Below are 25,265 nucleotides of genomic sequence, written 5' to 3' on the forward strand. Positions count from 1 at the left end.
GCGGACACCCGGCCCCGGCCCACTCACGAGCGCCTGACCAGCGGTGACGGCGCCGCTATCGGTGGTCGCCGGGAGGTGTCCCCGGCCAGAGCGGAATAATCTTCATGACCACCTGCGGTCGGCCCCTCCCGCGTCGGGGGCGGGAGGGACCGACCGCAGGTCCGGCAAAGCCTCAGCCCCCCAACGCGTCGCGGAGCTCCGCGAAGGCGTCGTCCCGCGAGAGCGCGGCTGCGCCGTCGCGCTCTTCGCGGTGCTTCCCGGCCAGCTCGCGCAGCAGCGCTCGCACTTCCGGGTCTCCTTCGTCGACCAGGCCGCGCAGCACGGTCGCGATGCCGATCAGGCGTGCCGCCCGCTGCGGTCGGCCGCCGGCGAACTCCACACGCGCCGCTTGCTCCGCGATCGTCGAGTTCAGCGGCATGTCGCGGACCTCCAGTCCCACGGCGAAGGCTTCGGCGAGCAGCGCCCGCGCCTCGCCGAGCTCGCCTTCGTCGAGGCGCAGCCGCGCTTCGCCGAGCAGTTCCATCTGCCGCAGCGGCTCCGGCGCCGTCGCCGCCTCGGCCAGCGCCGCGCGCGCCGCCGCCAGGTAGTCGCGGGCCTGGTCCCGGTCGCCGGCGTACCGGGCGACCTCGGCGAGTCCGGTCAGCGCCACGATCTGGTGGTAGAGGAACCTGTTCTGGCCGATGCGTTCGGCGCGCAGCAGGTCGGCGCGCGCCCCTTCGATGTCGCCGCCGCGCAGCCGCTCCATGCCGATCCGCGCCAGCGCGGGCACCAGGTCCTCGGTGGCGCGCAGTTCGCGGAACGTTTCGACGGATTCCTGGAACGCCTCGATCGCGCCCTCGTGGTCGCCGCGCCGCGACCGGAACTCGGCGATGCTCGTGGTGGTCTGCGCGCTGCCCCACCGGTCGCCGATGGCGCGGAACTCGGTGCGCGCGGCGAGCATGTCCTTCTCCCCGGCGACGGGATTTCCGTTGTGCTCCGCGCCGAATCCCCGGCAGAACAGGCCCGCGGCCCGCGCCCACGGGTGCGGGTGCTGCAGCGCCCGCTCGACGCATCTGTCCAATTCGGACTGTTCGCGGATCAGCATCCAGCCGATCGGTTCCATCACCGTCACGTACAGGTAGCGGAACCGCGCGCCGGTGTCGCGGACGGCCGTCACCGCGGCGCGCAGGCCCTCGGCCCAGCCCGGGGTGGAGTCGACGGACATCACCAGCATCAGGTCGACGACCGCCCGGCTCTCCGGCGGCGCCGCGCCCGGCAAGGCGACCACCGCTTCCAGCCGTGCCTTCAGCTCGTCGTACTGCGCCGACATCGACCAGTACCAGCTCAGCGCCGCACCAAACCGGAATCCCCGGTCCGCGTCGCCGGATTCCGTCGCCCAGTGCAGCGCGGCGATGATGTTGTCGTGATCGGCGTCCAGCCGGTTCAGCCAGTCGATCTGCTCTTCGTCGTGCAGCCGGGGCGCGGCGGATTCGGCGAACTCGACGAAGTACGCCGCGTGCGAGCTGCGCAGGGCGTCCTTCTCCCCGGCCGCGACGAGCTTCTCGGCACAGAACGCGCGCACCGTCTCCAGCATCCGGTACCTCATGCCGAGTTCCGAATCGACCGCTTCCACCAGGGACTTCTCCACCAGCGAGACGAGCACGTAGAACACGTCCGCGGCAGGCATCCCGGCGTCGGCGCACACCGCGGAGATCGCGTCGGCCGAGGCGTTCCCGGCGAACACCGACATCCGCCCGGCCAGCACCTGCTCCGGTCCGGTCAGCAGGTCCCAGCTCCACTCCACCACCGCGCGCAGCGTCCGATGCCGCGGCATGGCGGTGCGATTTCCGCTGGTGAGCAACCGGAATCGGTCGTCGAGCCGCTCGGCGACCTGCCGGACGCTCATCGCCCGCAGCCGGGCCGCCGCCAGCTCGATCGCCAGCGGCATCCCGTCCAGCCGACGGCAGATCTCCACGACGTCGCGGGTGTTGCCGTCGTCGAGCGCGAACCCGGGCCGGGCGGCGGCCGCCCGATCCACGAACAGCCGCACCGCAGCGGCCTCCGGCGCCGCGTCCTCGGCCTCCGGCAGCGCCAACGGCCCCACCGGCAGCAGCCGCTCACCGGTGAGCGCCAGCGGCTCCCGGCTGGTCGCCACGACCCGCAGCTGCGGGGCCCGGTTCAGCACCTCCTGCACGAACTCGGCGGCGGCCTCGATCACCTGCTCGCAGTTGTCCAGCACCAGCAGCGCCGGTTCCGCCGAGAACAGGTCCACCACCCGGCTCAAGGCGTGCTTCATCGGTGATTCCAGCAGCCGGGTCTCGCGCACCCCGAGCACGGCGAGCACCGCCGCAGTCACGTCCTGCCCGTCCCGCACCGGCGCGAGCTCGACGAACCACACCCGCCGATCCGACATCCCGGCGGCGGTCTCGACCGCCAGCCGCGTCTTCCCCGCGCCGCCGGGACCGAACAGGGTGACCAGCCGGGAGTCCGCCAGCTCCGCGCGAACCCGCTCGATCTCCCGCTCCCGGCCGACGAAGCTGCTCAACCGGGTCGGCAGCACCGGCCGGACCGGCTCCCATCGCAGCTCGTCGCGCGGATCCGGCTCCGGGCGCGGTTCCCGGCGCGGCGCTAGGCCGGGAGCGCCGCGCAGCAGCGCGACCTGCAGATCCCGGAGCTCCCGCGACGGCGACACCCCGAGCTCCTGGTCCAGGCGGCGCCGCAAGGCCTCGTAAGCGGCAAGCGCATCGGCCTGCCTGCCGCTCGCGTAGAGCGCGCGAATGCGCAGCGCCGTGAGCCGCTCGCGCAGCGGAAAACGCGCGCAAAGCCCCTCCAGCTCGGGCACCAGATCGGCATGCCGACCGGCGCCGAGATCGGCCTCCGCCCGATCCTCGATCGCGGCGATGCGCAGCTCCGCCAGCCGCGCCGCCTGCGCCTCGGCGAACGGCGTGTCGACGAAGTCGACGAGCGCATCCCCGTGCCACAGCGCCAGCGCCTCGCGGAGCGTGGCAGCGGCAGCATCGTGCCGACCGCTGCGGAGCAGGCGGCGTCCCTCCGCAGCGAGCGCAGCGAAGCGGATGGCGTCGACGTCGTCGCGATCCACCAGGAGGGCATAGCCCGACTGGTCGGAGCGCAAGGACAGGTCGCCCCCGAGCGCGCGGCGCGCGCGAGACACCAGCGACTGGAGCGCGTTCAGCGCGCCGGCCGGCTGGGCGGAGCCCCAGAGGTCGGCGATGAGGAGCTCGGTGGAGACGGTGCGGCCGGCGTCGAGCGCGAGTCGCGCGAGGAGCATCCGCACCCGGAGGCCGCCGACCGCTATCGCCCGACCGTCGGGTGCGTTCAGCCGAAAGGGCCCCAGCAACGCCACGCGCACCGCACCAGCTTCGCAGACGGGACCGACCCGACGCCTGTCATTTCGGGCCTTGCGCACGCAGCCGCACGGCAAGTCCCTGGAGATCACCGGCCGCCCGGCGGGCCGGATCCCACCGATGCCAGGGAAGCGTTTTGCCCGGTTGGGCCCGCTTCGATCTCGGAAAACCTCCCGGCGAGCTCGGCCCGCGAACTATGTCCTAGATCACCTCCCGCCGAGCCGGAGTACCGCCGCGGGCTGGAATCATGGAAGAAACGGACATACCACCGATCATGTTCCGCCGGCACGGCTCGCACGCCGACGTGCTCCACACGTCCGGGCGGGGCGCTACCCGGAGCCGCTCGAATGGATCTGACGACCTTCGCCGCCACCTCCGCCGAACCGACCGGCTTCACCGCCTGGGTGATCTCCGTGATGGAGGCCCTCGGCGGGCCGGGCGCGGGAATGATCGTCGCCCTGGAGAACCTCTTCCCGCCCATCCCGTCCGAGGTGATCCTGCCGCTGGCCGGATTCACCGCCAGCCAGGGCAACATGTCCGTGATCGGCGCGATCCTGTGGACGACCCTCGGCTCGCTGGTCGGCGCGCTGGCGCTCTACGGCATCGGCGCGACGCTGGGCCGCGACCGCACCCGCGCCATCGCCGCGAAGATCCCGCTGGTGAAGATCTCCGACATCGACCGGACCGAGGCCTGGTTCGCCAAGCACGGCATCAAAGCGGTCTTCTTCGGTCGGATGATCCCGCTGTTCCGCAGCTTCATCTCGCTCCCGGCCGGCGTCGAACGCATGCGCCTGACCACGTTCGCCCTGTTCACCACGCTCGGCAGCCTGATCTGGAACACCGTCTTCGTGCTCGCCGGCTACCTGCTGGGCCAGAACTGGTACCTCGTCGAGGAGTACGCGGGGCTGTTCTCCCGCGCCGTGCTGATCACGGCGGTCCTGACGGTCGCGGCGTTCATCGCGATCCGCATCCGCAACAACCGCCGCGAACGCCAGCTCTCGGAAGCCCCCACGGTCCGCCTCGCCCGGGTGCACGCCGAGGCCCCGACCGAGGAGATCCGCCGCATCCGCTGACCCTCACCGGACGCGATTTCGCGAGGAATCGTCACCCCCGGGGCCGGTGCGTTCCCCGCGAAATCGCGCCGGGGTCAGCGGAAGTCCGACGCGTGGTCGGCGGCCCACTGGGCGAAGGAGCGGGCCGGGCGGCCGGTCAGGACCTCCACCGTGTTCACCACCGGCAGCGGACGGCCGTCCTGGCCAGCGAGGTGCTGCAGGAGGGTGTCGGCGAGGTGCCCCATCCCGAGCTCGGCCATCGTCGCGCGGTACTCGTCCGGGCTCTGCGGCACGAACTCGACGGGGCGGCCGATCGCTTCCCCGATCGCCTCGGCCTGCTCGCGCTGCGTGATCGACTGCGGCCCGCTCAGCGGGTAGGCCCTGCCCTCGTGGCCGGGCTCGGTCAGCGCCCGCACCGCAGCGGCCGCGATGTCCGCCTCGTGGATCAGGTCGGCGTGCGAGTCGGGGTACGGCGCCGCCACGACGCCTCGGGCGCGGATCGACCCGGCCCACGCCAGGGTGTTCGTGGCGAAGCCGCCCGGCCGCAGGAAGGTCCAGGCCAGCCCGGAGTCGAGCACCGCCCGCTCCGCCGACGCGTGCAGCCCGATCAGCGGGTCGTCGGGGTCGCCCGGGGTCGTGACGACGCTGGCCGACAGCAGCACGACGTGCTCGACACCGGCGGACCGGGCGGCGTCCAGGAAACCGCCCACCCCGCCGCGATCGGCGTAGAGGAACACCGCGGACACCCCGTCCAGCACCGGCTCTGGCGGTTCGGCTAGGTCGCCGCGGACCACCTCGACCTCCTCCGGCAGCCGGGTGGCGGCGGGATCGCGGCTGATCACCCGCGGCTTCTCCCCGGCGCTCAGCAGCTGCTCGACCACGCTGCGCGCCACGTTGCCGCGTCCTCCGGTCACCAGGATCGTCATCTGATCTCCCTTCAGCGATGTGCCACCACGATCGCCGCGGCGGCGGCCGCCCGGGAGAGACCGGTCGAACCTAGGTCTGCCGATCCCAGTTCCGGAGCTCCTGCAGCGCCTTCCCCGTGGGCGACCCCTCGGGGGCGGTGAAGAACATCAGCCGCTGGTCCAGCTCGGGTATCAGCAGTACCTCGCAGTCCAGCTCCAGCTCGCCGAAGACCGGGTGCACGCCGCGCTTCGGGGTGCTGCGCTGCACCTGGACCTCGTGGGCGGCCCACATCTCGGCGAAGGCGGGGTTCCGCTCGCCCAGCTCGTCGACCAGCGCCCGAACGCCGGGATCGCCCGGGTAGCGGCCGGCGGCGCGCACGCTCGCCACGCACGACTTGGCGAACCGCCGCCCGTGCTCGGTCTCCAGCACCGACGGCCGGTGGCAGAACATCCACCAGAGCATGTTGCGCTCCTTCTCCGACCGGCTGCCGAAGTCGCCCATCAGGCCCACCGCCATCCGGTTCCAGGCGAGGATGTCGTACTTCACGTCGAGCACCAGCGCGGGAACGTCGTCGAACCGCTCCAGCAGCCGCAGCACGCTCGCCGGGACCTCCCGCGACGACACGACCGACGGGGCCTCGCCCACCAGGCGGAACAGGTAGTTCCGCTCGTCGTCGGACAGGCGCAGCGCGGCGGCGAGCGCGTTGAGCACCTGCCGGGACGGGCGCGGCCCGCGCCCCTGCTCCATGCGGATGTAGTAGTCGACGGAGATCCCGGCGAGTCGCGCGACCTCCTCCCGCCGCAACCCGGGCGTCCGGCGGCCGCCGCGCGCCTCCAACCCGACATCGGCGGGCCCGACGCGAGACCGCCGGTCCCTGAGGAACTCCGCCAGTTCAGCCCGCACCCGAACTCCTCCACAACTCCAGGAACACCGTCACCGCAGTCCATTACCCGCGAGGTGCCACAGCGCCCCAAAGCACTCACCGGCCCCACCCGTTCTCGAAGACCCGGACCCGCAACGCAGAAGGCCCCGCGCCGTGGAGCGCGGGGCCTTCTGGGTCTTGCGTCAGGCGGACTCGGAGTCCGTGCCCTCGGACTTCTCATCGGAGGCGGCCGAGACCGCGACCGGCGGGGCGTCCGGGACCAGCGACGGCTTCTGCTCGCCGCGGAAGGTGAAGTGCGCCTTGTCGTCGGCGCCTTCGCCGTCCCAGCCCTCGACGTCCACGATCACGATCTGACCCGGCTGGATCTCCCCGAACAGGATCTTCTCGGACAGCTTGTCCTCGATCTCCCGCTGGATCGTCCGGCGCAGCGGCCGCGCACCCAGCACCGGGTCGAACCCGCGCTTGGCCAGCAGCTTCTTCGCCTTGTCGGTCAGCTCCAGGGCCATGTCCTTGGCCTTGAGCGCCTTCTCCACCCGACCCGAGAGCAGGTCGACCATCTGGATGATCTCGGCCTCGGTGAGCTGGTGGAAGACGATCACGTCGTCGATGCGGTTGAGGAACTCCGGCCGGAAGTGCTTCTTCATCTCCTCGTGGACCTTGGACTTCATCCGCTCGTAGTTGGAATCAGCGCCCTGACCACTGGAGAAGCCCAGGCCGACGGCCTTGGAGATGTCCTGCGTGCCGAGGTTCGAGGTGAAGATCAGCACCGTGTTCTTGAAGTCGACCGTGCGGCCCTGACCGTCGGTCAGGCGTCCGTCCTCCAACACCTGCAGCAGCGTGTTGTAGATCTCCTGGTGCGCCTTCTCGATCTCGTCGAAGAGCACCACCGAGAACGGCTTGCGCCGGACCTTCTCGGTGAGCTGGCCGCCCTCCTCGTAGCCGACGTAGCCCGGAGGGGCACCGAACAGCCGCGAGGCGGTGTAGCGGTCGTGGAACTCGCCCATGTCGATCTGCACCAGCGCGTCGTCGTCCCCGAACAGGAACTCCGCCAGCGCCTTCGACAGCTCGGTCTTGCCCACGCCCGACGGCCCGGCGAAGATGAACGACCCCGACGGCCGCTTCGGGTCCTTCAGGCCCGCGCGGGTACGGCGGATCGCCTGCGACACGGCCTTGACCGCGTCGTTCTGGCCGATGATCCGCTTGTGGAGCTCGTCCTCCATGCGCAGCAGGCGGGTCGTCTCCTCCTCGGTGAGCTTGAACACCGGGATGCCCGTCCAGTTCGCCAGCACCTCGGCGATCTGCTCGTCGTCGACCTCGGCGACCACGTCGAGGTCACCGGCCTTCCACTGCTTCTCCCGCTCCTCCTTCTGGCCGAGGAGCTGCTTCTCCTCGTCCCGCAGGCGGGCGGCCCGCTCGAAGTCCTGCGCGTCGATCGCGGACTCCTTCTCCCGGCGCACGTCGGCGATCTTCTCGTCGAACTCGCGCAGGTCCGGCGGCGCGGTCATGCGGCGGATGCGCATCCGGGCGCCGGCCTCGTCGATCAGGTCGATCGCCTTGTCCGGCAGGAAGCGGTCGTTGATGTAGCGGTCGGCCAGGCTCGCCGCGGCGACCAGCGCGGAGTCGGTGATCGACACGCGGTGGTGCGCCTCGTAGCGGTCCCGCAGGCCCTTGAGGATCTCGACGGTGTGCTGCAGCGACGGCTCGCCGACCTGGATCGGCTGGAAGCGGCGCTCCAGAGCCGGGTCCTTCTCGACGTACTTCCGGTACTCCTCGAGCGTGGTGGCACCAATGGTCTGCAGCTCACCACGGGCCAGCATCGGCTTGAGGATGCTCGCCGCGTCGATCGCGCCCTCGGCGGCGCCCGCGCCGACCAGGGTGTGGATCTCGTCGATGAACAGGATGATGTCGCCGCGGGTCTTGATCTCCTTGAGCACCTTCTTCAGGCGCTCTTCGAAGTCACCGCGGTACCGGGAACCGGCGACCAGCGAGCCCAGATCCAGGGTGTAGAGCTGCTTGTCCTTCAGCGTCTCGGGCACCTCGCCCTTGACGACCTTCTGGGCCAGCCCCTCCACGACCGCCGTCTTGCCGACGCCGGCCTCGCCGATGAGCACCGGGTTGTTCTTGGTGCGCCGCGAGAGGACCTGCATGATCCGCTCGATTTCCTTCTCCCGACCGATGACCGGGTCGAGCTTGCCCTCGCGAGCACTCTGCGTGAGGTTGCGGCCGAACTGGTCCAGCACCAGCGACGACGACGGCGTTCCCTCGCCGCGGCCACCGGCCTCCGCGGGCTCCTTGCCCTGGTAGCCCGAGAGCAGCTGCAGCACCTGCTGGCGCACCCGGTTGAGGTCCGCACCGAGCTTGACGAGCACCTGCGCGGCGACGCCTTCGCCCTCGCGGATCAGCCCGAGCAGGATGTGCTCGGTGCCGATGTAGTTGTGGCCGAGCTGCAGCGCCTCGCGCAACGACAGCTCCAGCACCTTCTTGGCCCGTGGGGTGAACGGGATGTGTCCGCTGGGGGCCTGCTGTCCCTGGCCGATGATCTCCTCGACCTGTTGGCGCACGCCCTCAAGCGCGATACCCAGCGACTCCAACGCCTTGGCGGCGACACCCTCACCCTCGTGGATCAAGCCCAGGAGAATGTGCTCGGTGCCGATGTAGTTGTGGTTGAGCATCCGGGCCTCTTCTTGGGCCAGGACGACCACCCGCCTCGCGCGGTCGGTGAACCTCTCGAACATTCGCACTCCCTGACTGCTGCGCCGGCGGTCTCGTTGGCGGGACACGGCTCCTGCATCGCCGATGCCCACGACGGGTTCAGCACTCTTGAGGACCACTGTAGTAGCCCCACCCGGTCGCGGTCCGTGCCCGCTACGGCCTACTGCCCTCATTCTTGTCCGGCACCCTCACCAACGGCGCGCTGGCCTGCGAGATTCCGGATTTCGACCGATAGGTTGGCCCTGTCCGCTCAGCGCGAACAGGTCCTACTACTTGGACTGATCGGCGGATGCGCCACGCCTCCCGCCGACCGGCACCACCATCGGGGTACCCGCGACGGGATCAGCAATCACCCGCGCCTTCAGCCCGAACACCTCGGCCAGCAATTCCTCGGTGAGCACCTCGCCCGGCTCGCCCTCGGCGACGATGGCGCCGGCCTTCATCGCCACCAGCCGGTCGGCGTAGCGGGCGGCCAGGTTCAGGTCGTGCAGCACCATCACGACGGTACGACCGCTCTCGTCGTGCAGCTGCCCGACCAGCTCCAGCACGTCCACCTGGTGCGAGAGGTCCAGGTAGGTGGTCGGCTCGTCGAGCAGCAGCAGGTCGGTGCCCTGCGCCAGCGCCATGGACAGCCAGGCGCGCTGCCGCTGGCCGCCGGAGAGCTCGTCCAGGGTGCGGTCGGCGAGGTCGGCGATGCCGGTCATGCCCAGCGCCTCGGCCACCGCCGACTCGTCGTCGGAGGACCACTGCCGGTACCAGGACTGGTGCGGGTGGCGGCCGCGGGCGACCAGGTCGGCGACGGTCAGGCCCTCCGGCGCCACCGGCGACTGCGGGAGCACCCCGAGCACCCTGGCGACTTCCTTGGTGGACATCTTGTGGATCTGCTTGCCGTCCAGCAGCACGCTGCCGCGCCGCGGGTTCAGCAGCCTGCCCAGCGCACGCAGCAGCGTCGACTTGCCGCAGCCGTTCGGGCCGATCACCGCGGTGATGGTGCCGTCCACGACGTCGAAGTCCAGGCCGTCGACGATGACGCGGTCGCCGTAGGCCAGCTGCAGGTCCGTGGCGTGCAGCCGCTGCCGGTCGCCAGCGGGCACCGCGAGTCCGTCGTCGGTCGTCTTGGACGTGGCGGATGCGGTCATGCGCGGACCTCCCGGTACCGACGGACGAGCAGGTAGATCAGGTACGGGGCGCCGAGGATGGCGGTGATGATGCCGACCGGCAGCTCGGTGCCGCCGAAGGCGGTCCGGGAGATCACGTCCGAACCGACGACGAGCGCGGCTCCGAGCACCGCGGAGGTGAGCAGCGGCGGCCGCGAGGTGCGCGCCACGCGCAGCGCGATCTGCGGGGTGGCCAGCGCGACGAACTGGATCGGCCCGGCCGCGGCGGTGGCGATCGACGCCAGCACGACCGAGGCCAGCAGCAGCGCGCCCCGCGCGAAGTCCATCCGGACGCCCAGGCCGCGCACCGTGTCGTCGTCGAACTGCAGCGCGCCGAGCACGTGCGCGCCGATCAGGGCCAGCGGGATCAGCACGACCAGGGCGATCCCGACCGGGATGACGTGCTCCCAGCCGCGCGCGTTGAGGCTGCCCGTCAGCCACACCATGGCCCGGCTCGCCTCGGTGACGTCGCCGACGGTGAGCAGCCAGTAGGTCGCGTTGCCCGCCAGCGCGCTGACGCCGACGCCGACCAGCACCAACCGGAAGGAGTCCACGCCGCGGCGGTAGGCCAGCGCGTAGACGGCGATGCCGGTGACCAGCCCGCCCGCCAGCGCCACCAGCGGCAGGCCGTAGTCGGCGAGCGCGCCCGCGAGGCTGCCCGCGGTGCCGCCGAGCACGATCACCAGCGTCGCGGCGGTGCCCGCGCCCCAGGTGATGCCGAGCATGTCCGGGCTGGCCAGCGGGTTGCGGGCGAGCGCCTGCATGATCGCGCCGGCGAGGCCGAGCGCGGCGCCGACCAGCAGGCCGGTCAGCGACCTCGGCAGCCGCAGCTCCCAGATGATGATCTGCTGCGCCCGGTCGCCGCCGCCCAACAGCGTGTTGAGCACCTCCAGCGGGCTGATCTGGTACTCGCCGAGGCCGACGTTGAGCACGAACACGGCCAGCAGCACGGCCAGGCCGCCCAGCAGCGCCAGCAGCGGCCGCAAGCGCAGCACCCCGGAGAACGGGCCCACCCGGACCGACCGGCGACCGGAGACGCCTGGCTGCTCGTCGTCGAGGACTTGGGTCACAACCGCACCAACTTCCGGCGGCGCACGAGCGCGATGAAGAACGGTGCGCCGACCATCGCCAGCATCACCCCGACCTGCACTTCGGACGGCCGCGCCACGACCCGGCCGAGCACGTCGGCGAGCAGCACCAGCGACGCGCCCAGCAGCCCGGCGAAGGGCAGCAGCCAGCGGTAGTCGGCGCCGGTGAAGTAGCGGGCCACGTGCGGCACGATCAACCCGACGAACCCGATCGGCCCGCAGATCGCGACCGCGCCGCCGACCAGGATCGCGATCGCGGCGATGCCCGTCCGGCGGGCCCACTCGACGCGGTGGCCGAGCGAGCGGGCCACGTCGTCGCCGAGCGACAGGGCGTTGAGGCTCGACGCGTTGGCCAGCGCCAGCACCACGCCCACCACCAGGAACGGCAGCACCTGCGGGATCACCGCGGTGTCGGTGATCGCGATGGAGCCGACCTTCCAGAACCGATAGGTGTCCATGGTCTGCTGGTCGGAGATCACCAGCGCCGAGGTGATGGCCTGCAGCAGGTGGCTGATCGCGGTGCCGGCCAGCGCCAGCGTCACCGGGGTCGGGCCGCCGCGGCCGAGGGAGCCGATCGCGAACACCGCGAGCGCGCCCAGCATCGCGCCGGCGAAGCCGAACCAGATGAACCCGAGCAGCGTCGTGACGCCGAAGGTGTAGACCGCGAGCACGACGGCCAGCGCCGCGCCCTGCGTGATGCCGAGGATGCCCGGGTCGGCGATCGGGTTGCGGGTGTGGCCCTGCATCAGCGCGCCGGCCAGGCCCAGCGCCGCGCCCGCGAGGACGCCGACCACGGTGCGCGGCACCCGCAGCTCGCGGATGATCAGGTCGTTCTCCGTGCCGGTCGGCGCGAACAGCCCGGCCCACACGTCCGCGAGCGGGATCGTCTTGGCGCCGATCACCACGCTGAGCACGCAGCTGACCACCAGCACGACCAGCAGGACGACGATGCCCATGACCCGGCGGCGCCGGCGTTGTCGCAGGCGTTCGCCGCCGGCAGTGGTGGCCGCCGCGGCCTGCTCGGACCCGGGAGGGCCGTCGACGGCCACGCTGCGACTCACGTCCCACTCCCTCTGTTCACCCGTCCGGACCGCACTTAGGTTAGGCCCACCTAAGGCTGAACCAACAGGGTGGGCCGGAATGTCCGATGTCACACGTCGGCGGGGGATGGCTGTCTACCGGCGTCGGGGCAACCGGCAAAAAGGGCAACGCGGACCGCAATCGGACAAGATCTCGCGTTGATCAATCGCCACTTTTCGGGCCGTTAAGCGGCGAATAGAGTTATCCGAACGCAACGAGGGGCGTTTGCGGGCCGTGTGCCCCGCAAACGCCCCTCGGCGTCGGTTACTTCAGTTCGCCTGGTGGTACTGCTCGACGATGTCCGCGGGGATACGGCCCCGGTCCGACACCTTCAGACCGCGCTTGCGAGCCCATTCCCGAATGGCCTGGTTCTGCTCGCGATCGGCACTCGTGGAACCGCCGGCGGAACGCGCCGTGGCACCCGGGCGCGGACCCGGCTTCTTCCGGCCGCCCGCCCGGCGCGCGTTCGAGACGTAGTTCGCGAGGGCATCCCGCAACTCACCGGCATTGTCGGCGGAGAGGTCGATCTGGTAGGCGACGCCGTCCAATCCGAACTCGACGGTTTCATCCGCCTGGCCGCCGTCTAGATCGTCGACAAGGGTGACAGTGACCTTCTGCGCCATCTTCGAAGTCCTCCCCGGAGCAAAAAATGTGCAATAGTGGGACAGCGACATCCGCCAGGAGCGCAACTCCCTTGCGAGTACGTCAATAAGCCGTCACCGGAACATTCTGAGCACAGGTTAGCGCAGTAACTGCGACAATGCACTCACCCGGGCCGGAAAATTCACCGCCTCCCGCCCTGATCGGGTCATTCCGGCCGGACCAGCGGGAACAGGATCGTCTCCCGGATACCGAGACCGGTCAACGCCATCAACAACCTGTCGATACCGATTCCGACCCCGCCGCTGGGCGGCATTCCGTACTCCAGGGCGCGGAGAAAGTCCTCGTCGATCGGCATCGCCTCGTCGTCTCCGGCGGCCGCGAGTGCGGCCTGTTCCTCGAGGCGAGCGCGTTCCACGACCGGGTCGACGAGTTCGGAGTATCCGGTCCCGAGCTCGAACCCGCGAACGTACAGATCCCATTTCTCCGCCACGCCCGGTTCCGTGCGGTGCTGCCGGGTCAGCGGGGAGGTCTCCAACGGGAAGTCGCGAACGAACGTCGGCGCGGTCAAATGATCGCCGACCAGGTGCTCCCAGAGCTCCTCGACGAGCTTTCCGTGGCCGTGCTTCGGATCGGTCTGCAATCCGTAGGAGTCCGCGTGCTTGCGCAGCGCCTCCACCGGAGTTTCCGGGGTGATCTCCGAATCCAGCGCTTCCGACAAGGAGTCGTACATCCGCAGCGACGTCCACTCGCCGGACAAGTCGTACTCGGTCCCGTCGAACCAGGTGACCACCTGCGAACCCGCGACCGCCTCGGCCGCTTCCTGGATCAGCGACCGGGTGAGCTCGGCCATGTCGTTGTAATCGGCATACGCCTGGTAGAACTCCAACATCGCGAACTCCGGCGAGTGGGAAGAATCACTGCCCTCGTTGCGGAAGTTCCGGTTGATCTCGAAAACTTTCTCGATCCCGCCGACCACGCATCGCTTCAGATACAACTCCGGCGCGATCCGCAGGAACAGGTCCATGTCGAAGGCGTTGGAATGCGTCGTGAACGGACGAGCCGCGGCACCGCCTTGCAGCGTCTGCAACATCGGGGTTTCCACCTCGACGAAACCGCGCCGGTCGAACGAATCCCGCAGCGATCGCTGAACCGCGGCGCGGGTGCGCACCGTGTCGGCGGCCTGCTTCCGCACGATCAGATCGACGTAGCGCTGCCGGACGCGGGTTTCCTCGCCGAGGTCCTTGTGCATCACCGGCAGCGGGCGCAGCGTCTTGGCCGCCATCCGCCATTCGTCGGCCATCACGGACAGCTCGCCGCGCCGGGAGGTGATCACCTCGCCGCGCACGAAGACGTGGTCGCCGAGGTCGACATCGGCCTTCCAGGCCGCCAGCGAGTCCTCGCCGACCTGCTTGAGGCTGAGCATGGCCTGCAGCTCGGTGCCGTCGCCGGCGCGCAGCGTGGCGAAGCAGAGCTTTCCGGTGTTGCGCAAGAACATCACGCGGCCCGCGACGCCGACCTGGTCGCCGGTGGCGGTGTCGGGCTCCAGGTCCGGGTACGCCGCGCGCACCTCGGCGAGGCCGTGCGTGATCGGCAGGTTCACCGGGTAGGGGTCGACTCCGGCGGCGAGCAGGCGCTCCCGCTTCTCCCGCCGGATCCGCATCTGTTCCGGCAGATCGTCGACGCCGTCAGCGCTGGATGCCGGGGGGTTGGGAAGGTCCTGGTCAGTCACGGCCTCCAAGGGTACGTTTCGCGGTGCTCCGCTCCGCCACCAGGCGTCCTTTCAGCGGTTGACACCACGCGGCCCGTTTCGCGGCCGGAGTGGAGCGAACCCGTTCGCTTCATCTCCCCGATCCGCTGGAATGAGGTGAACGGACCGTTCGTCCCGATAGAGGAGGTCAACAGGCCGTTCACACCATCCACCGAAAGACAGGCCGCGCACCGAGAACGCACCCCGGGTGTCAGCGGAAGTTGCGGTCGAAGACGAGGCGGAGGCCCAGCAGCGTCAGGTCCGGGACGTGGTGGGTGATCGTCGTGGACTCGGTGACCACCAGCGGCGCCAGGCCGCCCGTGGCGAGGACCGTGGTGGGACCGCCGTGGGTCGACTCCAGCTCGGCGACGATGCGGCTCACCAGCCCGTCCACCTGGCCGGCGAATCCGAAGAGGATGCCGGACTGCAGGCACTCCACGGTGTTCTTGCCGATCACCGAGCGCGGGCGGACCAGCTCGACCTTGCGCAGCTGCGCGGCCCGGGAGGCCAGCGCGTCCAACGAGATCTCGATGCCCGGCGCGAACGCGCCGCCCAGGAACTCGCCCTTGGCCGAGATCACGTCGATGTTCGTGGACGTGCCGAAGTCGACCACCACGCAGTTCGTCGCGTGCAGGTGGTGCGCCGCCAGGGTGTTGATCACCCGGTCGGCGCCGACCTCCTTCGGGTTGTCCACCAGCAGCGGCACCCCGGTGCGCACGCCCGGCTCGACGACCACGCGCGGCACGTCGCTCCAGTACCGGCCGAGCATCACGCGGAGCTCGCGCAGCAGTGCGGGCACTGTGGACAGCGCCGCGATCCCGGTGATCTCCTCCGCGTAGTCGCCGAGCAGCCCGCGCATGGTCAGCGCCATCTCGTCGGCGGTCATCCGCGGCTCGGTGCGCATCCGCCAGTCCCGCACCAGCGTCTTCGCGACGTCGGTGTCCGGGCGGTCGGCGTACAGGCCGAGCACGATGTTGGTGTTTCCGACGTCGATGGCGAGCAGCACCGTCGTTCGTCCCTTCGGGAGATTCGTGCCAGGTCGCGACAGCTGCTCAGTGCTCGGGCTGCTGCAGGAGGGCGTCGAGCTTCGCGGCGTCGTCCGTCTCCGCCGTGGGATCGGCCAGCACAGCGCCGCTGGTGAGCCCGGAGCCCTCCGGGGCGCGGGCCGGGTCCTCGCCGCGCTCCACGATGCGGTTGTCCGCATCGACGAAGATCACCTTCGGCCGCACCGAACGCGCCTCCATCTCGTCCATCACCCCGTAGGAGATCAGGATGACGAGATCGCCGGGCTCGATCAGGTGCGCGGCCGCGCCGTTGATGCCGATCACCCCGGAGCCGCGCTCGCCGGTGATCACGTAGGTCTCCAGCCGGGCTCCGTTGGTGACGTCGACGATCGCGACCTGCTCGCCTTCCAGCAGATCCGCGGCGTCCATCAGGTCCGCGTCCACCGTCACCGAGCCGACGTAGTGCAGGTCGGCCTGGGTCACCGTCGCACGGTGGATCTTGGACTTCAGCATGGTGCGGAACATCGCAGACCTCCTACTGCCGATACCGCGGCTTGCCGACGTATCTTGCGGGACGCCCGATCCGGCCGGACGGGCGCCTTCCCCGACTCACGACCGCTCCGCCACCCCGGGGCTGCCCAGCAGCACCAGCGCGTTGTCGAGCAGCCTGGTCGAGCCGACCTTGGCCGCCACCAGCAGCCGCGCCTCGCCCTCGGCCGGGACCGGGCCCAGCTCGGTGTCGCGCAGCTCCAGGTAGTCGACCGCCACCGACGGCGCGGTGGCCAGCACCGCACCGGCGGCTTGGAGCACCGCGTCCGCGCCGGCCGTACCCGCGTGCGCGCCGGCCGTCAGCGCCGCCGAGATCACCAGCGCCGCTTCGCGCTGCTCGGCGGTGAGGTAGGCGTTGCGGGAGGACAGCGCCAGGCCGTCGGCTTCCCGCACGGTGGGGATGCCCTGGATCCGGGCGTCCAGGTTCAGCTCCCGCGCCATCCGCCGGATCAGCACGAGCTGCTGGTAGTCCTTCTCACCGAAGAAGGCCAGGTCCGGTCGCACGATGTTGAGCAGCTTCAGCACCACGGTGAGCATCCCGTCGAAGTGCCCCTGGCGGGAGGCGCCTTCCAGCTGCTCGCCCAGCGGTCCGGAGTGGACGGTGATCTGCGGGTCGGTGCCGTACATCGCCTCGACCGACGGCGCGAAGACCAGCTCCGCCCCGGCTTCCCGGCACGCCGCCAGGTCGGTCTCGAAGCTGCGCGGGTAGCGGTCGAAGTCCTCGTTCGGCCCGAACTGCAGCGGGTTCACGAAGATCGACACCACGGTCACGGCGTTGATGTCCTGCCGGGCCCGGCGGATCAGCTCCAGGTGGCCGCGGTGCAGCGCGCCCATGGTCGGCACCAGGTGGATCTTGCGGCCGGTGGCCCGCAGGGCGCGGGTGACCCTGGCCAGCTCGGCGGGATCGCGGTGCACGGTCAGCTCGCCCCGCGCGAAACCCCGGCTTTCACTCATGACGACTCCAGTGCTCATGACGGCTCCTCGCCCAACGCCTCGCGGACCGCTTCGGCCCCGTCGGCACGCAGGATTCCGGCGTCCTCGGCGCGCTCCGCGGTCCGCTTCGCCAGCTCGCGGTAGCTGGGCACGATCTCGGGGTTCGCGTCCGACAGCGCCGCCAGGTGGGCCCGGACCGTGCCGGCGTCGCCGCGCATCACCGGGCCGGTGATGGCGCGGTCGCCGAGGCGCAGCGCGTTGTCCAGCGAAGCCGACAGGATCGGCGCCATGACCCGCTCCGGGACCTCGATGCCCGCGCCGCGCAGCAGCTCGGCGCACTCGTTGACCAGCGTGATCAGGTGGTTGGCGCCGTGCGAGAGCGCGGCGTGGTAGAGGCCGCGGGACTCCTCCGGAACCCGCACCGGCTCCATCCCGAGCTCCAGCGCCAGCGCCTCCGCGACGTGCCAGCCGGCTTCGTCCGAAGTGGACGCCGTGACGGCCATGCAGGCGGTGGCGAGGCGTTCGACGTCTTCCGCGCGGCCGGTGAAGGTCATCGCCGGGTGCAGCGCCAGCGGCAGCACGCCGATCTCGGTGGCCGCGGCGAGGACGTCCACGCCGTGCGCGCCGGAGGTGTGCACGAGGATCTGCCCGCCGCGCAGCGAATCGGTGGCGACCAGGCCGCGGACCAGCCCGGCGATCGCATCGTCCGGCACGGCCAGCAGCACCAGGTCGGCCTGCCGGGCGACCTCGTCGGGCGGCAGCACGGCGACCCCGGGGAGCAGCTCCTCCGCCCGGCGCAGCGAAGCCTCGGACACCGCGGAAACCGCGGAGACCTGATGACCCGCGCGCCGCAGCGCCGCGCCCAGCACGGCGCCCACCCGACCGGCGGAGATGACTCCGACCCGCAGTCGAGGGCCCGTGCGACCAGCAGCAATCGCCACGTCGTCCTCCAATACCGTTCCAGTCCCAACCACCGGGTACCGGACAGCAGCGCGAGAGTAGCTCGCGAATCCGGCCGCCGTGCCCGTCAGGTGGCGAGGACCACGCAATCCGGTCCCAGCCCGGCAGTCTCCCGGCCCACAACTCCAACGAATCCCTGGGGCCCGGTTCGCACCGGAATCGAGGGCTCGCACCGCCTGGGAACCCGGGACTCGGCTGCCACGGGACCTGGGGCCAGTTTCAATTGAGCGTTTTTCATCCTGGTCAACCCGCAGCCGCGGGCCGCAAAGGTGCACGTCGATGGGGTGCCGCATGCGCCGCAGGCGCATAACCCACCTACGACACCTGCACCGCCGCAGGTTCTCAGAGGCTTCCTGGCGAGGACGGCCCCTCCGCCGTGTATTGGACATACATCAGGAGGGGCACCCACAGACCAGGAAGCCTCTGAGGTTCCGCCACCCGCACCGCCACGCAAATCGAGGTTGGAAAAACCTCATTGAAACCGGGCCCAAGTTTCAGTTGAAACCGGACCCGGGTTTCCGTCGCAGCCGGGCCGGAGCCGCCCACACCCCTCCGGCGTGTCGTGGCCCGACGCGCCGGAGATCCGCGATTTCGATGGAAACCGAGGGTCCGATTTCCATTGAGCGTTTTCCATCCTCTACGCGGAAGGCCTGCGTCCTGGGTCGTGAGTGGTCATGGCCGCTGTGGCGACCATGGACACTCACGACCCCTGCGCATTCGGGGCCTGGCCTGACGCCGCAGACCAGGTGAAAAACCTCAATGAAATCGCGGTCAGTCGCGGGAGCGCTGGATCGGGGGCTTGGGGCGATTGCCGGGGTACGGCGGGCGCTTGAGGTTGTGCTGGGTGAGCTCGTTGAGCTTGATGCGCGCCGTCTGGATTGCCTGCTGGGTGCCCGCCGCCGACCGCCGGGCCTGCTTCAGGTCGGCGATCAGCTTCTCCCGGCGCGCCCGGCGCGCCGCGCTGGTGGTCCGGCCCTGCTCCGCCCGGTGCTGCAGGAACGCCAGCTCCGTGACCGCGATCTGGTAGTCCCGCACCGCCTTCGCCGCCTCGGTCCCGGCGCTGCGCCGCACCTTTCGCAGCCAGCCGCGACGACCCGCGAGCGTCGCGAGCATCTCCATCTCGCTGCGCACGATCAGCCCGGCCCGCTCCAGCACCGGCAGCTGCTGGATGACGATCCGCTGCTCCCGCTTGCGCTGCCACACCACCAGCCAGAAGGTGCCCAGGAAGATCGGCACCATGATCAGGAAGTAGACGTTCAGGAACTCCGCGCCGCCGAACAGCGTGGACGCGTTCCACACCGCGTGCAGCAGCACCGCGCCGGCGAAGCCGAGCACCAGGTACAGCACCCGCATCCGCTTCCGGTCGGTGCGCGAGGCCAACCCGACGCCGATGCCGACCATCGAGCTGAACAGCGGGTGCGAGAACGGCGCGAGCACGCCGCGCACGATGAACAGCGCCACGACACCGCCGCTGACGCCGCCGAGCCCACCGGCCACGAACGCCTTGCCGAAGTACAGGATGTTCTCGGTGAAGGCGAAACCCGCCGCGGTCAGCGCCGCGTACACGATGCCGTCGACCAGCCCGTTGAACTCCGACCGGCGGCGGAACCACAGCGCCACCACGAACAGCGCCTTCGCCGCCTCCTCCACCAGCGGCCCCATCACGGCCGTGGCGAAGAACCGGTCACCGCCCGCGCTGAACAGGACGTTGCCGAGCCCGATCATCGCGTCGTTGAGCAGCAGCGAGCACGCGGTCGCCCCGCCCGCACCCCACAGGAACGCGCCGAGCAGCAGCATCGGCGGCTCCGGCTCCCAGCGGTCGATCCAGATGATCGCGGCGAACACCACGCCCACCGGGAGCAACGCGGCCACCGCGCCGACGAGCGCCGCCGCCGCGCCGACCTTCGAGGTGGTGACGCCGACCATCACCAACCCGCAGATTCCGAGCACGATCAGGCCGGCGACGGGCCATCCGACGGCGTGGTTCTTGCGGGTCTGCAGCCTGCGCGCGCCGGAAAGATCGGCGGGCTGCCTCTGGAGGTCAGGACTCGACACGGACAAAACCCTAGAGAACGGCCTCGGGGCAAGCCCGGATAGTCACCTTCTCAGGCGCGTCGGCGGCGCCGGCGCTGCGTGTCTGAGGGCCCGCCGTACGCGGCGAGCAGGTCGTTCACCGAGGTCCCCTCGGCGTGCGCGCCCGCCGGGTCCGGCGCCGGCGGCGGGGCGGCGGCCGGTTCGGGCTTGGGCGGCGCCGGCTCCGGCCGCTCGTAATGCGCCCGGTCGGGACGCCGGGCCGCGGCCTGGCGGGCCGGATGGGCTTGCGTCGGCTGCTGTTTCGGCCGCTGGCGCTGCTTGGGTCGCCGCTCCGGCTGCTCCCCCGCCAGCTTCGTGATCAGTTCGGTGTTGGGCTGGACGACGTTCTGCGGCTGCGGCAGGGCGGCGGGCAGTTCGCGCCCGGTCGGCGGCTGCACGAGCTGCCCCTCGACCTTGCCGCGGTCGGGCAGCGAGCGAACCCGGGTGGACTCGGCGCGCAGGGCGACCCGCTCGAAGAGCACGTCGCCGCCCATCACCTGCTCCAGGCTCTCGCGTAACCGGCGCAGCTCGGCCTGCAGCTCCTTGATCTCGCCCTCGGACTCCTCGGCCGCCTGCCGACGCGCTTCGGCCTCCGCCTCCAGCTCGAACTCGTGCCGGGCCGCGATCTCCCGCTCCAGTTCGAGTTCGTAGATCCGCTGCCGGTCCGCGACGAGCTCCTCGCCCTGCACCACCCGGTGCCGCAGCTTGGCGACCGCGAACGAGCCGATCAGCGCCGACCACAGCGCGGCGACCAACCCGAGCCGCAGGTAGCGGACGTCGTTGCTGACCACCAGCACCGCCGTGGCGGCCGCGGCGAGCACCACCGCGCCGACCCACAGGGCCGTCGATCGCCCCTTGCTGGATTCAGACTCGGTGCTGCCGCGTTCGGACATGCCCACCACGGTACCGGGCGGTTATCAGTTCGAGACCTCAAGGCGAGCGACCCGACTCCACTTTGGTCGGTGTGGCGCAGCGCGCCACCCACCGAACGGCCGAGTGGCGTCACTCGTCTTCGTAGGGTTCTTCCGGCTCATCGGGATTGCGCAGGCAGTTCTCCAACCAGAGCCCGGCGGCGATCAGCGCGCCGGCGCTGATCAACCCGACCACCGCGGAGGCCGTGTCGGCCCGGGCGGCCTCGACCCTGCCGTACAGCGGCAGCAGGTAGGCGATCAGCCCGATCCACGCGCCGGCCATGATCGCGCCGGCCAGCGACGACGCCTTGGCCAGCGCGACGGCGCGCGCGGCGGTCAGCCCGTCGACCGGTTCGGTGCCGGGTTTGCGCTTGACCCGCGGCCGCATGTTCAGCGCCAGCAGCACGTCGACGAGCGCGATCAGCAGCAGCGTCACCCCGGCCAGCACCGGCAGCTGCGGCAGCTCGCCGTACAGCAGCCGGGTGAGCAGGTAGACCACGACTGCCGCTGCCAGCCCGCCCGCGATGAGGTGCCGGGGCTTGGTGAAGGTCAAGTGCTCTGCCTGTCGCGGTGCCACGGTTCCAGCATGGCACCTCGCGGCACCGGCACCATCCGCGGGCGAAAATCGTCTTGAGTCTCCCCTGACTGGAGGGTCCAAGGTGAATCGCGTGGACGACACCGCGCTCTACACGATCGGCGAGCTGGCCCGGCGCACCGGGCTGAGCGTGAAGACGATCCGGTTCTACTCCGACAGCGGCGTGGTGCCGCCCACCGACCGAACCGCGGCTGGCTACCGGCGTTACGACGTGACGGCCGTCAGCCGGCTGGAACTGGTGCGCACCCTGCGCGAACTGGGCGCCGGGCTGGACGAGGTGCAGCGGGTGCTCGCCCGCGAGACCACGCTCTCGCACCTGGCCAGGACGCATCTGGAGCTGCTGGAGGAGCAGATGCGCCTGCTGCAGACCCGGCGGGCGGTGCTGCGGGCGGTCGTGAAACTGGACCGTTCGACCGAGGAGGTAAGACTCATGCACAAGCTGGCGCAGATGTCCGACGAGGAGCGCAACCGGCTGATCGACGAGTTCTGGGACGAGGTCAGCGCCGACCTCAACATGACGCCGGGGTTCACCGAGTGGATGCGCTCGGCCAAGCCGAACCTGCCGGAGGACCCGACGGCGGAGCAGCTGGAGGCCTGGATCGAGCTGGCGGAACTGGTGCGGGACACCGACTTCCGGCGCGCGGTGCGGGCGCTCTCCCAGGAGCACTCGGACCGCCGCGACGCGGGCGAGTCGATGGCGGTGGCGAACGCCGAGGACGCGCAGAAGTGGTGGGTGATCACCGACGAGGCGCGGGTGTCGGTCGAGGCGGGCACGCCGCCGGAGAGCGCCGAGGCGCAGGAGCTGGTCGAGCGGATGGTGGCGATGGCCGTCGTGGAGTGGGACCGGCCCGACAGCGCCGAGTTCCGCCACGAGTTGGCGGAGCACTACGACAACGACACGGACGAGCGGATGTCGCGCTACTGGGAACTGCTGGCGATCATCAACGGCTGGCCGACGCACCCGGTGACGGCGGCGAGCACCCGCTGGCTGGCCGCGGCTCTCCGCGCGTCGATCAAGTAATCGGTCGCGCGAGCGCTTTCCGTTGCGTCAGAGTCCATTCGGGACTCGCCTGGCAGATGGCGATTTCGCGCGAAATCGCCATCTGCCAGCCACCGAGCGGAACCCGTTGATCGTCCTCAGTGGAGTTTCAGGTCGGCGCGGAGGTGGACATCGGCGATCTCGTTGGCGGGCAAGGCATCCAGCAGATCGGCGACGCGGCCGTGCCCGGGCAGCTCAGCGCCCGGGTCGATCGCCAGCCACGGGATCAGCACCGTGGCCCGGCTCGGCGTGCCGGGGTGCGGCAGCAGCAGCTCCGGGTCGTCGCTGCGGACACCGTCCACTGTGACCACATCGACGTCCAGGGTCCGCGGGCCCCACCGCTGTTCGCGGCGGCGCTCCGCCTCCTGCTCCAGCGCCTGGCCCCGGCGCAGCCAGCCCCACTCGTCGAGCTCGGGGGACTCCACGATGAGCACCGCGTTGAGGAAGTCCGGCTGGTCGGTGACGCCCCACGGCGCCGTCTCGTACACCGGGGACGCCGCGATCAGCACGTCCGACAGGCCGTCGACGGCGAGCCGGAGGTAGGCCAACCGGTCGCCGAGGTTGGACCCCAGCGAAAGCACCGCCCTGCTCATCGCGCCCTCCCGAACTCGCACGGCCCCGCGGAGGACATGCGATTTTGCCTAAAATTGGGAACTTCCACCCGCAACCGCGCGGCACCCCGGCGGCGGGGGCTCCCGATTTTGCCTAAAATTGGGAACTTCCACCCGCAACCGCGCGGCGCCCTGGCACCGAGGTTCCCGATCTCGCCTGGAACCGGGCATCTCACGCCGGGACGACGCCGCCGCGACCGCCCCGGCGGGAGCGGCGGATCGTCACCGCCACGTCCCCGAAGGTCAGCGGGATCGGCGCGCTCGGCTTGTGGATCGTGACCTCGGCGGCGTGCACCCGCTCGTCGGTCATGACGTCGTCCGCGATCTCGCCCGCCACGGCCTCGATCAGGTCCCGCGACGGCCCGGCGACGATCGCCGCCGCCCGCTCGGCCAGCTCGCCGTAGTGCAGCGTCTTCTGCAGGTCGTCGCTGGCGGCGGCCTCGCCCAGGTCGATCCACACCGTGATGTCGACGAAGAAGTCCTGGCCGTCGCGCTTCTCGTGGTCGAAGACGCCGTGGTTGCCGCGAACCTTCAGACCCGTCAACGTGATCCGGTCAGCCACCGAGTTCCCCTCCGCTGCGCCACGCCGCGGTCACCGCGACCGCGTCCAACGACTGCAGGACGTCGTGCACCCGCACGCCCCAGGCACCGCGGTCCGCCGCCAGCGCCGACACCACGGCCGTCGCCGTCTCCCGCCCGGCGGGCGGTCGCGGCTTGCCGTCCGCGTCCGCGAGCAGCCTGCCGAGGAACCGCTTGCGCGAGGCCCCGACCAGCACCGGGAAGCCCAGGTCGACGAAGGCGTCGAGTCGCTGCAACAACTGCCAGTCGTGCGCGCCGGTCTTGGCGAACCCGAGCCCCGGGTCCAGCACGATCGCGCCCTCGGCCACGCCCGCGGCCAACGCCACGTCGACCTGCCGCAGCAGCTCGGCGCGCACCTCCGCGACGACGTCCTCGTAGACCGCGAGGCTGTTCATGTCCTTGCTGTGGCCGCGCCAGTGCATCAGCACCCACGGGAGCCCGGTGTCCGCGGCGACGTGCGCCATCTCCGGGTCGGCCAGCCCGCCCGACACGTCGTTGATCACCGCCGCGCCGGCCTCCGCCGTCGCCGCCGCGACCTTGGCGCGGGTCGTGTCCACGCTCACCGGCACGCCGGCCGCGACCAGCTCCCGCACCACCGGCAGCACGCGTTCGATCTCGGTGGCGGCGTCGACGCGCTGCGAGCCCGGCCGCGTCGACTCGCCGCCGACGTCGATGATGTCCGCGCCCAGCCGGTGCATCTCGATGCCGTGCTCGACGGCCGCCGCGCGGTCCAGGTAGCGCCCGCCATCGGAGAACGAATCCGGCGTCACGTTGAGCACGCCCATCACCGCGCACCGCTGCGGCTGGGGCAGCAGCGAATGCATCAGCGACCCCTGATCAGCGACAGCGCCTCGGAACGCGAGGACGCCGAGCTGCGGAAGATGCCGCGCACGGCGGACGTGGTGGTCGTCGAGCCCGCCTTGCGGACGCCGCGCATGCCCATGCACAGGTGCTCGGCGTCGATCACCACGATCACCCCGCGCGGGTCCAGCCGGCGCACCAGGGCGTCGGCGACCTGCGAGGTGAGCCGCTCCTGCACCTGCGGGCGCTTGGCGTAGAGGTCGACCAGCCTGGCCAGCTTGGACAGCCCGGTGACCCGGCCCTGCTCGTTCGGGATGTAGCCGACGTGCGCGTTGCCGTGGAACGGCAGCAGGTGGTGCTCGCACTGGGAGTAGACCGGGATGTCGCGGACGAGGACCAGTTCCTCGTGCGCCTCGTCGAACGTCCGGTCCAGGACCTCGTCGGGATTCGTGTACAGGCCCGCGAACAGCTCGCGATAAGCGCGGGCGACGCGGGCCGGGGTGTCCCGCAGGCCCTCCCGGTCCGGGTCTTCGCCCGCCGCGATCAGCAGTTCCCGGACGGCCGCTTCAGCGCGGGCCTGGTCGAAGTGGGGAGTGTGGAAAGAGCCGTCGGGACGGAAGTCGCCTTCCGCCCCGATC

At 70.9% G+C, this 25,265-nt stretch carries 22 protein-coding genes; 2 read left to right on the top strand and 20 right to left on the bottom strand.

The annotated features are described in order from the left end of the window. Nucleotides 1–172 precede the first annotated feature (172 nt). On the bottom strand, nt 173–3,349 hold the full coding sequence (locus tag BLW84_RS21735; RefSeq protein ID WP_093267957.1) for an ATP-binding protein: 3,177 nt from the start codon (nt 3,347–3,349) through the stop codon (nt 173–175). Between the two features lie 342 nt (nt 3,350–3,691). Here BLW84_RS21735 and BLW84_RS21740 point away from each other — a divergent pair, with 342 nt between their 5' ends. Next, on the top strand, nt 3,692–4,417 hold the full coding sequence (locus BLW84_RS21740) for a DedA family protein (protein ID WP_093267959.1): 726 nt from the start codon (nt 3,692–3,694) through the stop codon (nt 4,415–4,417). A gap of 74 nt (nt 4,418–4,491) precedes the next feature. Here the strand turns inward: BLW84_RS21740 and BLW84_RS21745 are convergent, their stop codons facing one another. From BLW84_RS21745 to BLW84_RS21815, 15 genes are all read right to left on the bottom strand, one after another. Further along, nucleotides 4,492–5,322, bottom strand: coding sequence for an NAD(P)H-binding protein (locus BLW84_RS21745; RefSeq protein ID WP_093267962.1), 831 nt, complete (start codon nt 5,320–5,322; stop codon nt 4,492–4,494). 70 nt (nt 5,323–5,392) lie between these two features. Next, nucleotides 5,393–6,205 (bottom strand): helix-turn-helix transcriptional regulator, encoded by an 813-nt coding sequence (locus tag BLW84_RS21750; RefSeq protein ID WP_093267964.1) that lies wholly within the window; start codon nt 6,203–6,205, stop codon nt 5,393–5,395. Nucleotides 6,206–6,367: 162 nt separating this feature from the next. Next, the gene (locus BLW84_RS21755) at nt 6,368–8,920 is read right to left on the bottom strand and encodes an ATP-dependent Clp protease ATP-binding subunit (protein ID WP_093267967.1); all 2,553 of its coding nucleotides are present in this window, start codon (nt 8,918–8,920) and stop codon (nt 6,368–6,370) included. A 246-nt stretch (nt 8,921–9,166) separates the two neighbouring features. Continuing rightward, a complete protein-coding gene (locus tag BLW84_RS21760) occupies nt 9,167–10,036 on the bottom strand; it encodes an ABC transporter ATP-binding protein (RefSeq protein ID WP_093267969.1) in 870 nt (289 codons plus the stop codon). Further along, the gene (locus BLW84_RS21765) at nt 10,033–11,124 is read right to left on the bottom strand and encodes a FecCD family ABC transporter permease (RefSeq protein WP_093267972.1); all 1,092 of its coding nucleotides are present in this window, start codon (nt 11,122–11,124) and stop codon (nt 10,033–10,035) included. The genes BLW84_RS21760 and BLW84_RS21765 overlap by 4 nt, the downstream gene beginning before the upstream one ends. Beyond that, entirely contained in the window at nt 11,121–12,203 is a 1,083-nt protein-coding gene (locus tag BLW84_RS21770; RefSeq protein WP_093267975.1) for a FecCD family ABC transporter permease, read from the bottom strand. Before BLW84_RS21770 ends, BLW84_RS21765 begins: the two co-directional genes overlap by 4 nt. 288 nt (nt 12,204–12,491) lie before the next feature. Beyond that, nucleotides 12,492–12,845, bottom strand: coding sequence for a histone-like nucleoid-structuring protein Lsr2 (locus BLW84_RS21775; protein ID WP_093267977.1), 354 nt, complete (start codon nt 12,843–12,845; stop codon nt 12,492–12,494). Between the two features lie 185 nt (nt 12,846–13,030). After that, nucleotides 13,031–14,485: a lysine--tRNA ligase gene (gene lysS / locus BLW84_RS21780; RefSeq protein WP_177226632.1), complete on the bottom strand. Its 1,455-nt coding sequence runs from the start codon at nt 14,483–14,485 to the stop codon at nt 13,031–13,033. 298 nt (nt 14,486–14,783) lie between these two features. Then, nucleotides 14,784–15,578 (bottom strand): type III pantothenate kinase, encoded by a 795-nt coding sequence (locus tag BLW84_RS21785; RefSeq protein ID WP_093267979.1) that lies wholly within the window; start codon nt 15,576–15,578, stop codon nt 14,784–14,786. Nucleotides 15,579–15,624: 46 nt separating this feature from the next. Beyond that, the gene (panD, locus tag BLW84_RS21790) at nt 15,625–16,101 is read right to left on the bottom strand and encodes an aspartate 1-decarboxylase (RefSeq protein ID WP_093267982.1); all 477 of its coding nucleotides are present in this window, start codon (nt 16,099–16,101) and stop codon (nt 15,625–15,627) included. An 84-nt stretch (nt 16,102–16,185) separates the two neighbouring features. Then, nucleotides 16,186–17,097, bottom strand: a complete 912-nt coding sequence (panC, locus tag BLW84_RS21795; protein WP_177226623.1) for a pantoate--beta-alanine ligase — start codon at nt 17,095–17,097, stop codon at nt 16,186–16,188. Continuing rightward, nucleotides 17,094–17,993 carry a Rossmann-like and DUF2520 domain-containing protein gene (locus tag BLW84_RS21800; protein WP_093268157.1) on the bottom strand — a complete coding sequence of 300 codons (900 nt, stop codon included), beginning with the start codon at nt 17,991–17,993 and terminating at the stop codon, nt 17,094–17,096. Before BLW84_RS21800 ends, panC begins: the two co-directional genes overlap by 4 nt. 796 nt (nt 17,994–18,789) lie before the next feature. Then, nucleotides 18,790–20,073, bottom strand: coding sequence for a PrsW family intramembrane metalloprotease (locus tag BLW84_RS21805; protein ID WP_093267987.1), 1,284 nt, complete (start codon nt 20,071–20,073; stop codon nt 18,790–18,792). A 50-nt stretch (nt 20,074–20,123) separates the two neighbouring features. Further along, nucleotides 20,124–20,984, bottom strand: coding sequence for a DUF6779 domain-containing protein (locus BLW84_RS21810; protein WP_245761293.1), 861 nt, complete (start codon nt 20,982–20,984; stop codon nt 20,124–20,126). Between the two features lie 109 nt (nt 20,985–21,093). Further along, complete coding sequence (locus BLW84_RS21815; protein WP_425441733.1) at nt 21,094–21,579, bottom strand: DUF3180 domain-containing protein; 486 nt, start codon at nt 21,577–21,579, stop codon at nt 21,094–21,096. A 91-nt stretch (nt 21,580–21,670) separates the two neighbouring features. Here BLW84_RS21815 and BLW84_RS21820 point away from each other — a divergent pair, with 91 nt between their 5' ends. Further along, a complete protein-coding gene (locus BLW84_RS21820) occupies nt 21,671–22,618 on the top strand; it encodes a MerR family transcriptional regulator (RefSeq protein ID WP_093267995.1) in 948 nt (315 codons plus the stop codon). A gap of 116 nt (nt 22,619–22,734) precedes the next feature. Here the strand turns inward: BLW84_RS21820 and folK are convergent, their stop codons facing one another. From folK to folE, 4 genes are all read right to left on the bottom strand, one after another. Further along, complete coding sequence (folK, locus tag BLW84_RS21825) at nt 22,735–23,229, bottom strand: 2-amino-4-hydroxy-6-hydroxymethyldihydropteridine diphosphokinase (RefSeq protein ID WP_093267998.1); 495 nt, start codon at nt 23,227–23,229, stop codon at nt 22,735–22,737. A gap of 190 nt (nt 23,230–23,419) precedes the next feature. Further along, a complete protein-coding gene (folB, locus tag BLW84_RS21830; protein ID WP_093268000.1) occupies nt 23,420–23,809 on the bottom strand; it encodes a dihydroneopterin aldolase in 390 nt (129 codons plus the stop codon). Further along, nucleotides 23,802–24,650: a dihydropteroate synthase gene (gene folP / locus BLW84_RS21835; RefSeq protein ID WP_093268003.1), complete on the bottom strand. Its 849-nt coding sequence runs from the start codon at nt 24,648–24,650 to the stop codon at nt 23,802–23,804. The genes folB and folP overlap by 8 nt, the downstream gene beginning before the upstream one ends. After that, nucleotides 24,650–25,264, bottom strand: coding sequence for a GTP cyclohydrolase I FolE (folE, locus tag BLW84_RS21840; RefSeq protein WP_245761302.1), 615 nt, complete (start codon nt 25,262–25,264; stop codon nt 24,650–24,652). The genes folP and folE overlap by 1 nt, the downstream gene beginning before the upstream one ends. Nucleotide 25,265: the final 1 nt, after the last annotated feature.

Origin of the sequence: Saccharopolyspora shandongensis, assembly GCF_900106995.1 — a bacterium.
GTDB lineage: Bacteria > Actinomycetota > Actinomycetes > Mycobacteriales > Pseudonocardiaceae > Saccharopolyspora > Saccharopolyspora shandongensis.

Bases quoted from the DNA above. Each gene is read 5' to 3' on its own strand.
- BLW84_RS21740 (WP_093267959.1), top strand. From the start codon at position 3,692: ATGGATCTGACGACCTTCGCCGCCACCTCCGCCGAACCGACCGGCTTC.
- BLW84_RS21745 (WP_093267962.1), bottom strand. From the start codon at position 5,322: ATGACGATCCTGGTGACCGGAGGACGCGGCAACGTGGCGCGCAGCGTG.
- BLW84_RS21755 (WP_093267967.1), bottom strand. From the start codon at position 8,920: ATGTTCGAGAGGTTCACCGACCGCGCGAGGCGGGTGGTCGTCCTGGCC.
- BLW84_RS21760 (WP_093267969.1), bottom strand. From the start codon at position 10,036: ATGACCGCATCCGCCACGTCCAAGACGACCGACGACGGACTCGCGGTG.
- BLW84_RS21775 (WP_093267977.1), bottom strand. From the start codon at position 12,845: ATGGCGCAGAAGGTCACTGTCACCCTTGTCGACGATCTAGACGGCGGC.
- lysS (WP_177226632.1), bottom strand. From the start codon at position 14,485: ATGCGGATCCGGCGGGAGAAGCGGGAGCGCCTGCTCGCCGCCGGAGTC.
- panD (WP_093267982.1), bottom strand. From the start codon at position 16,101: ATGTTCCGCACCATGCTGAAGTCCAAGATCCACCGTGCGACGGTGACC.
- panC (WP_177226623.1), bottom strand. From the start codon at position 17,097: ATGAGCACTGGAGTCGTCATGAGTGAAAGCCGGGGTTTCGCGCGGGGC.
- BLW84_RS21810 (WP_245761293.1), bottom strand. From the start codon at position 20,984: ATGTCCGAACGCGGCAGCACCGAGTCTGAATCCAGCAAGGGGCGATCG.
- folK (WP_093267998.1), bottom strand. From the start codon at position 23,229: ATGAGCAGGGCGGTGCTTTCGCTGGGGTCCAACCTCGGCGACCGGTTG.
- folP (WP_093268003.1), bottom strand. From the start codon at position 24,650: ATGCATTCGCTGCTGCCCCAGCCGCAGCGGTGCGCGGTGATGGGCGTG.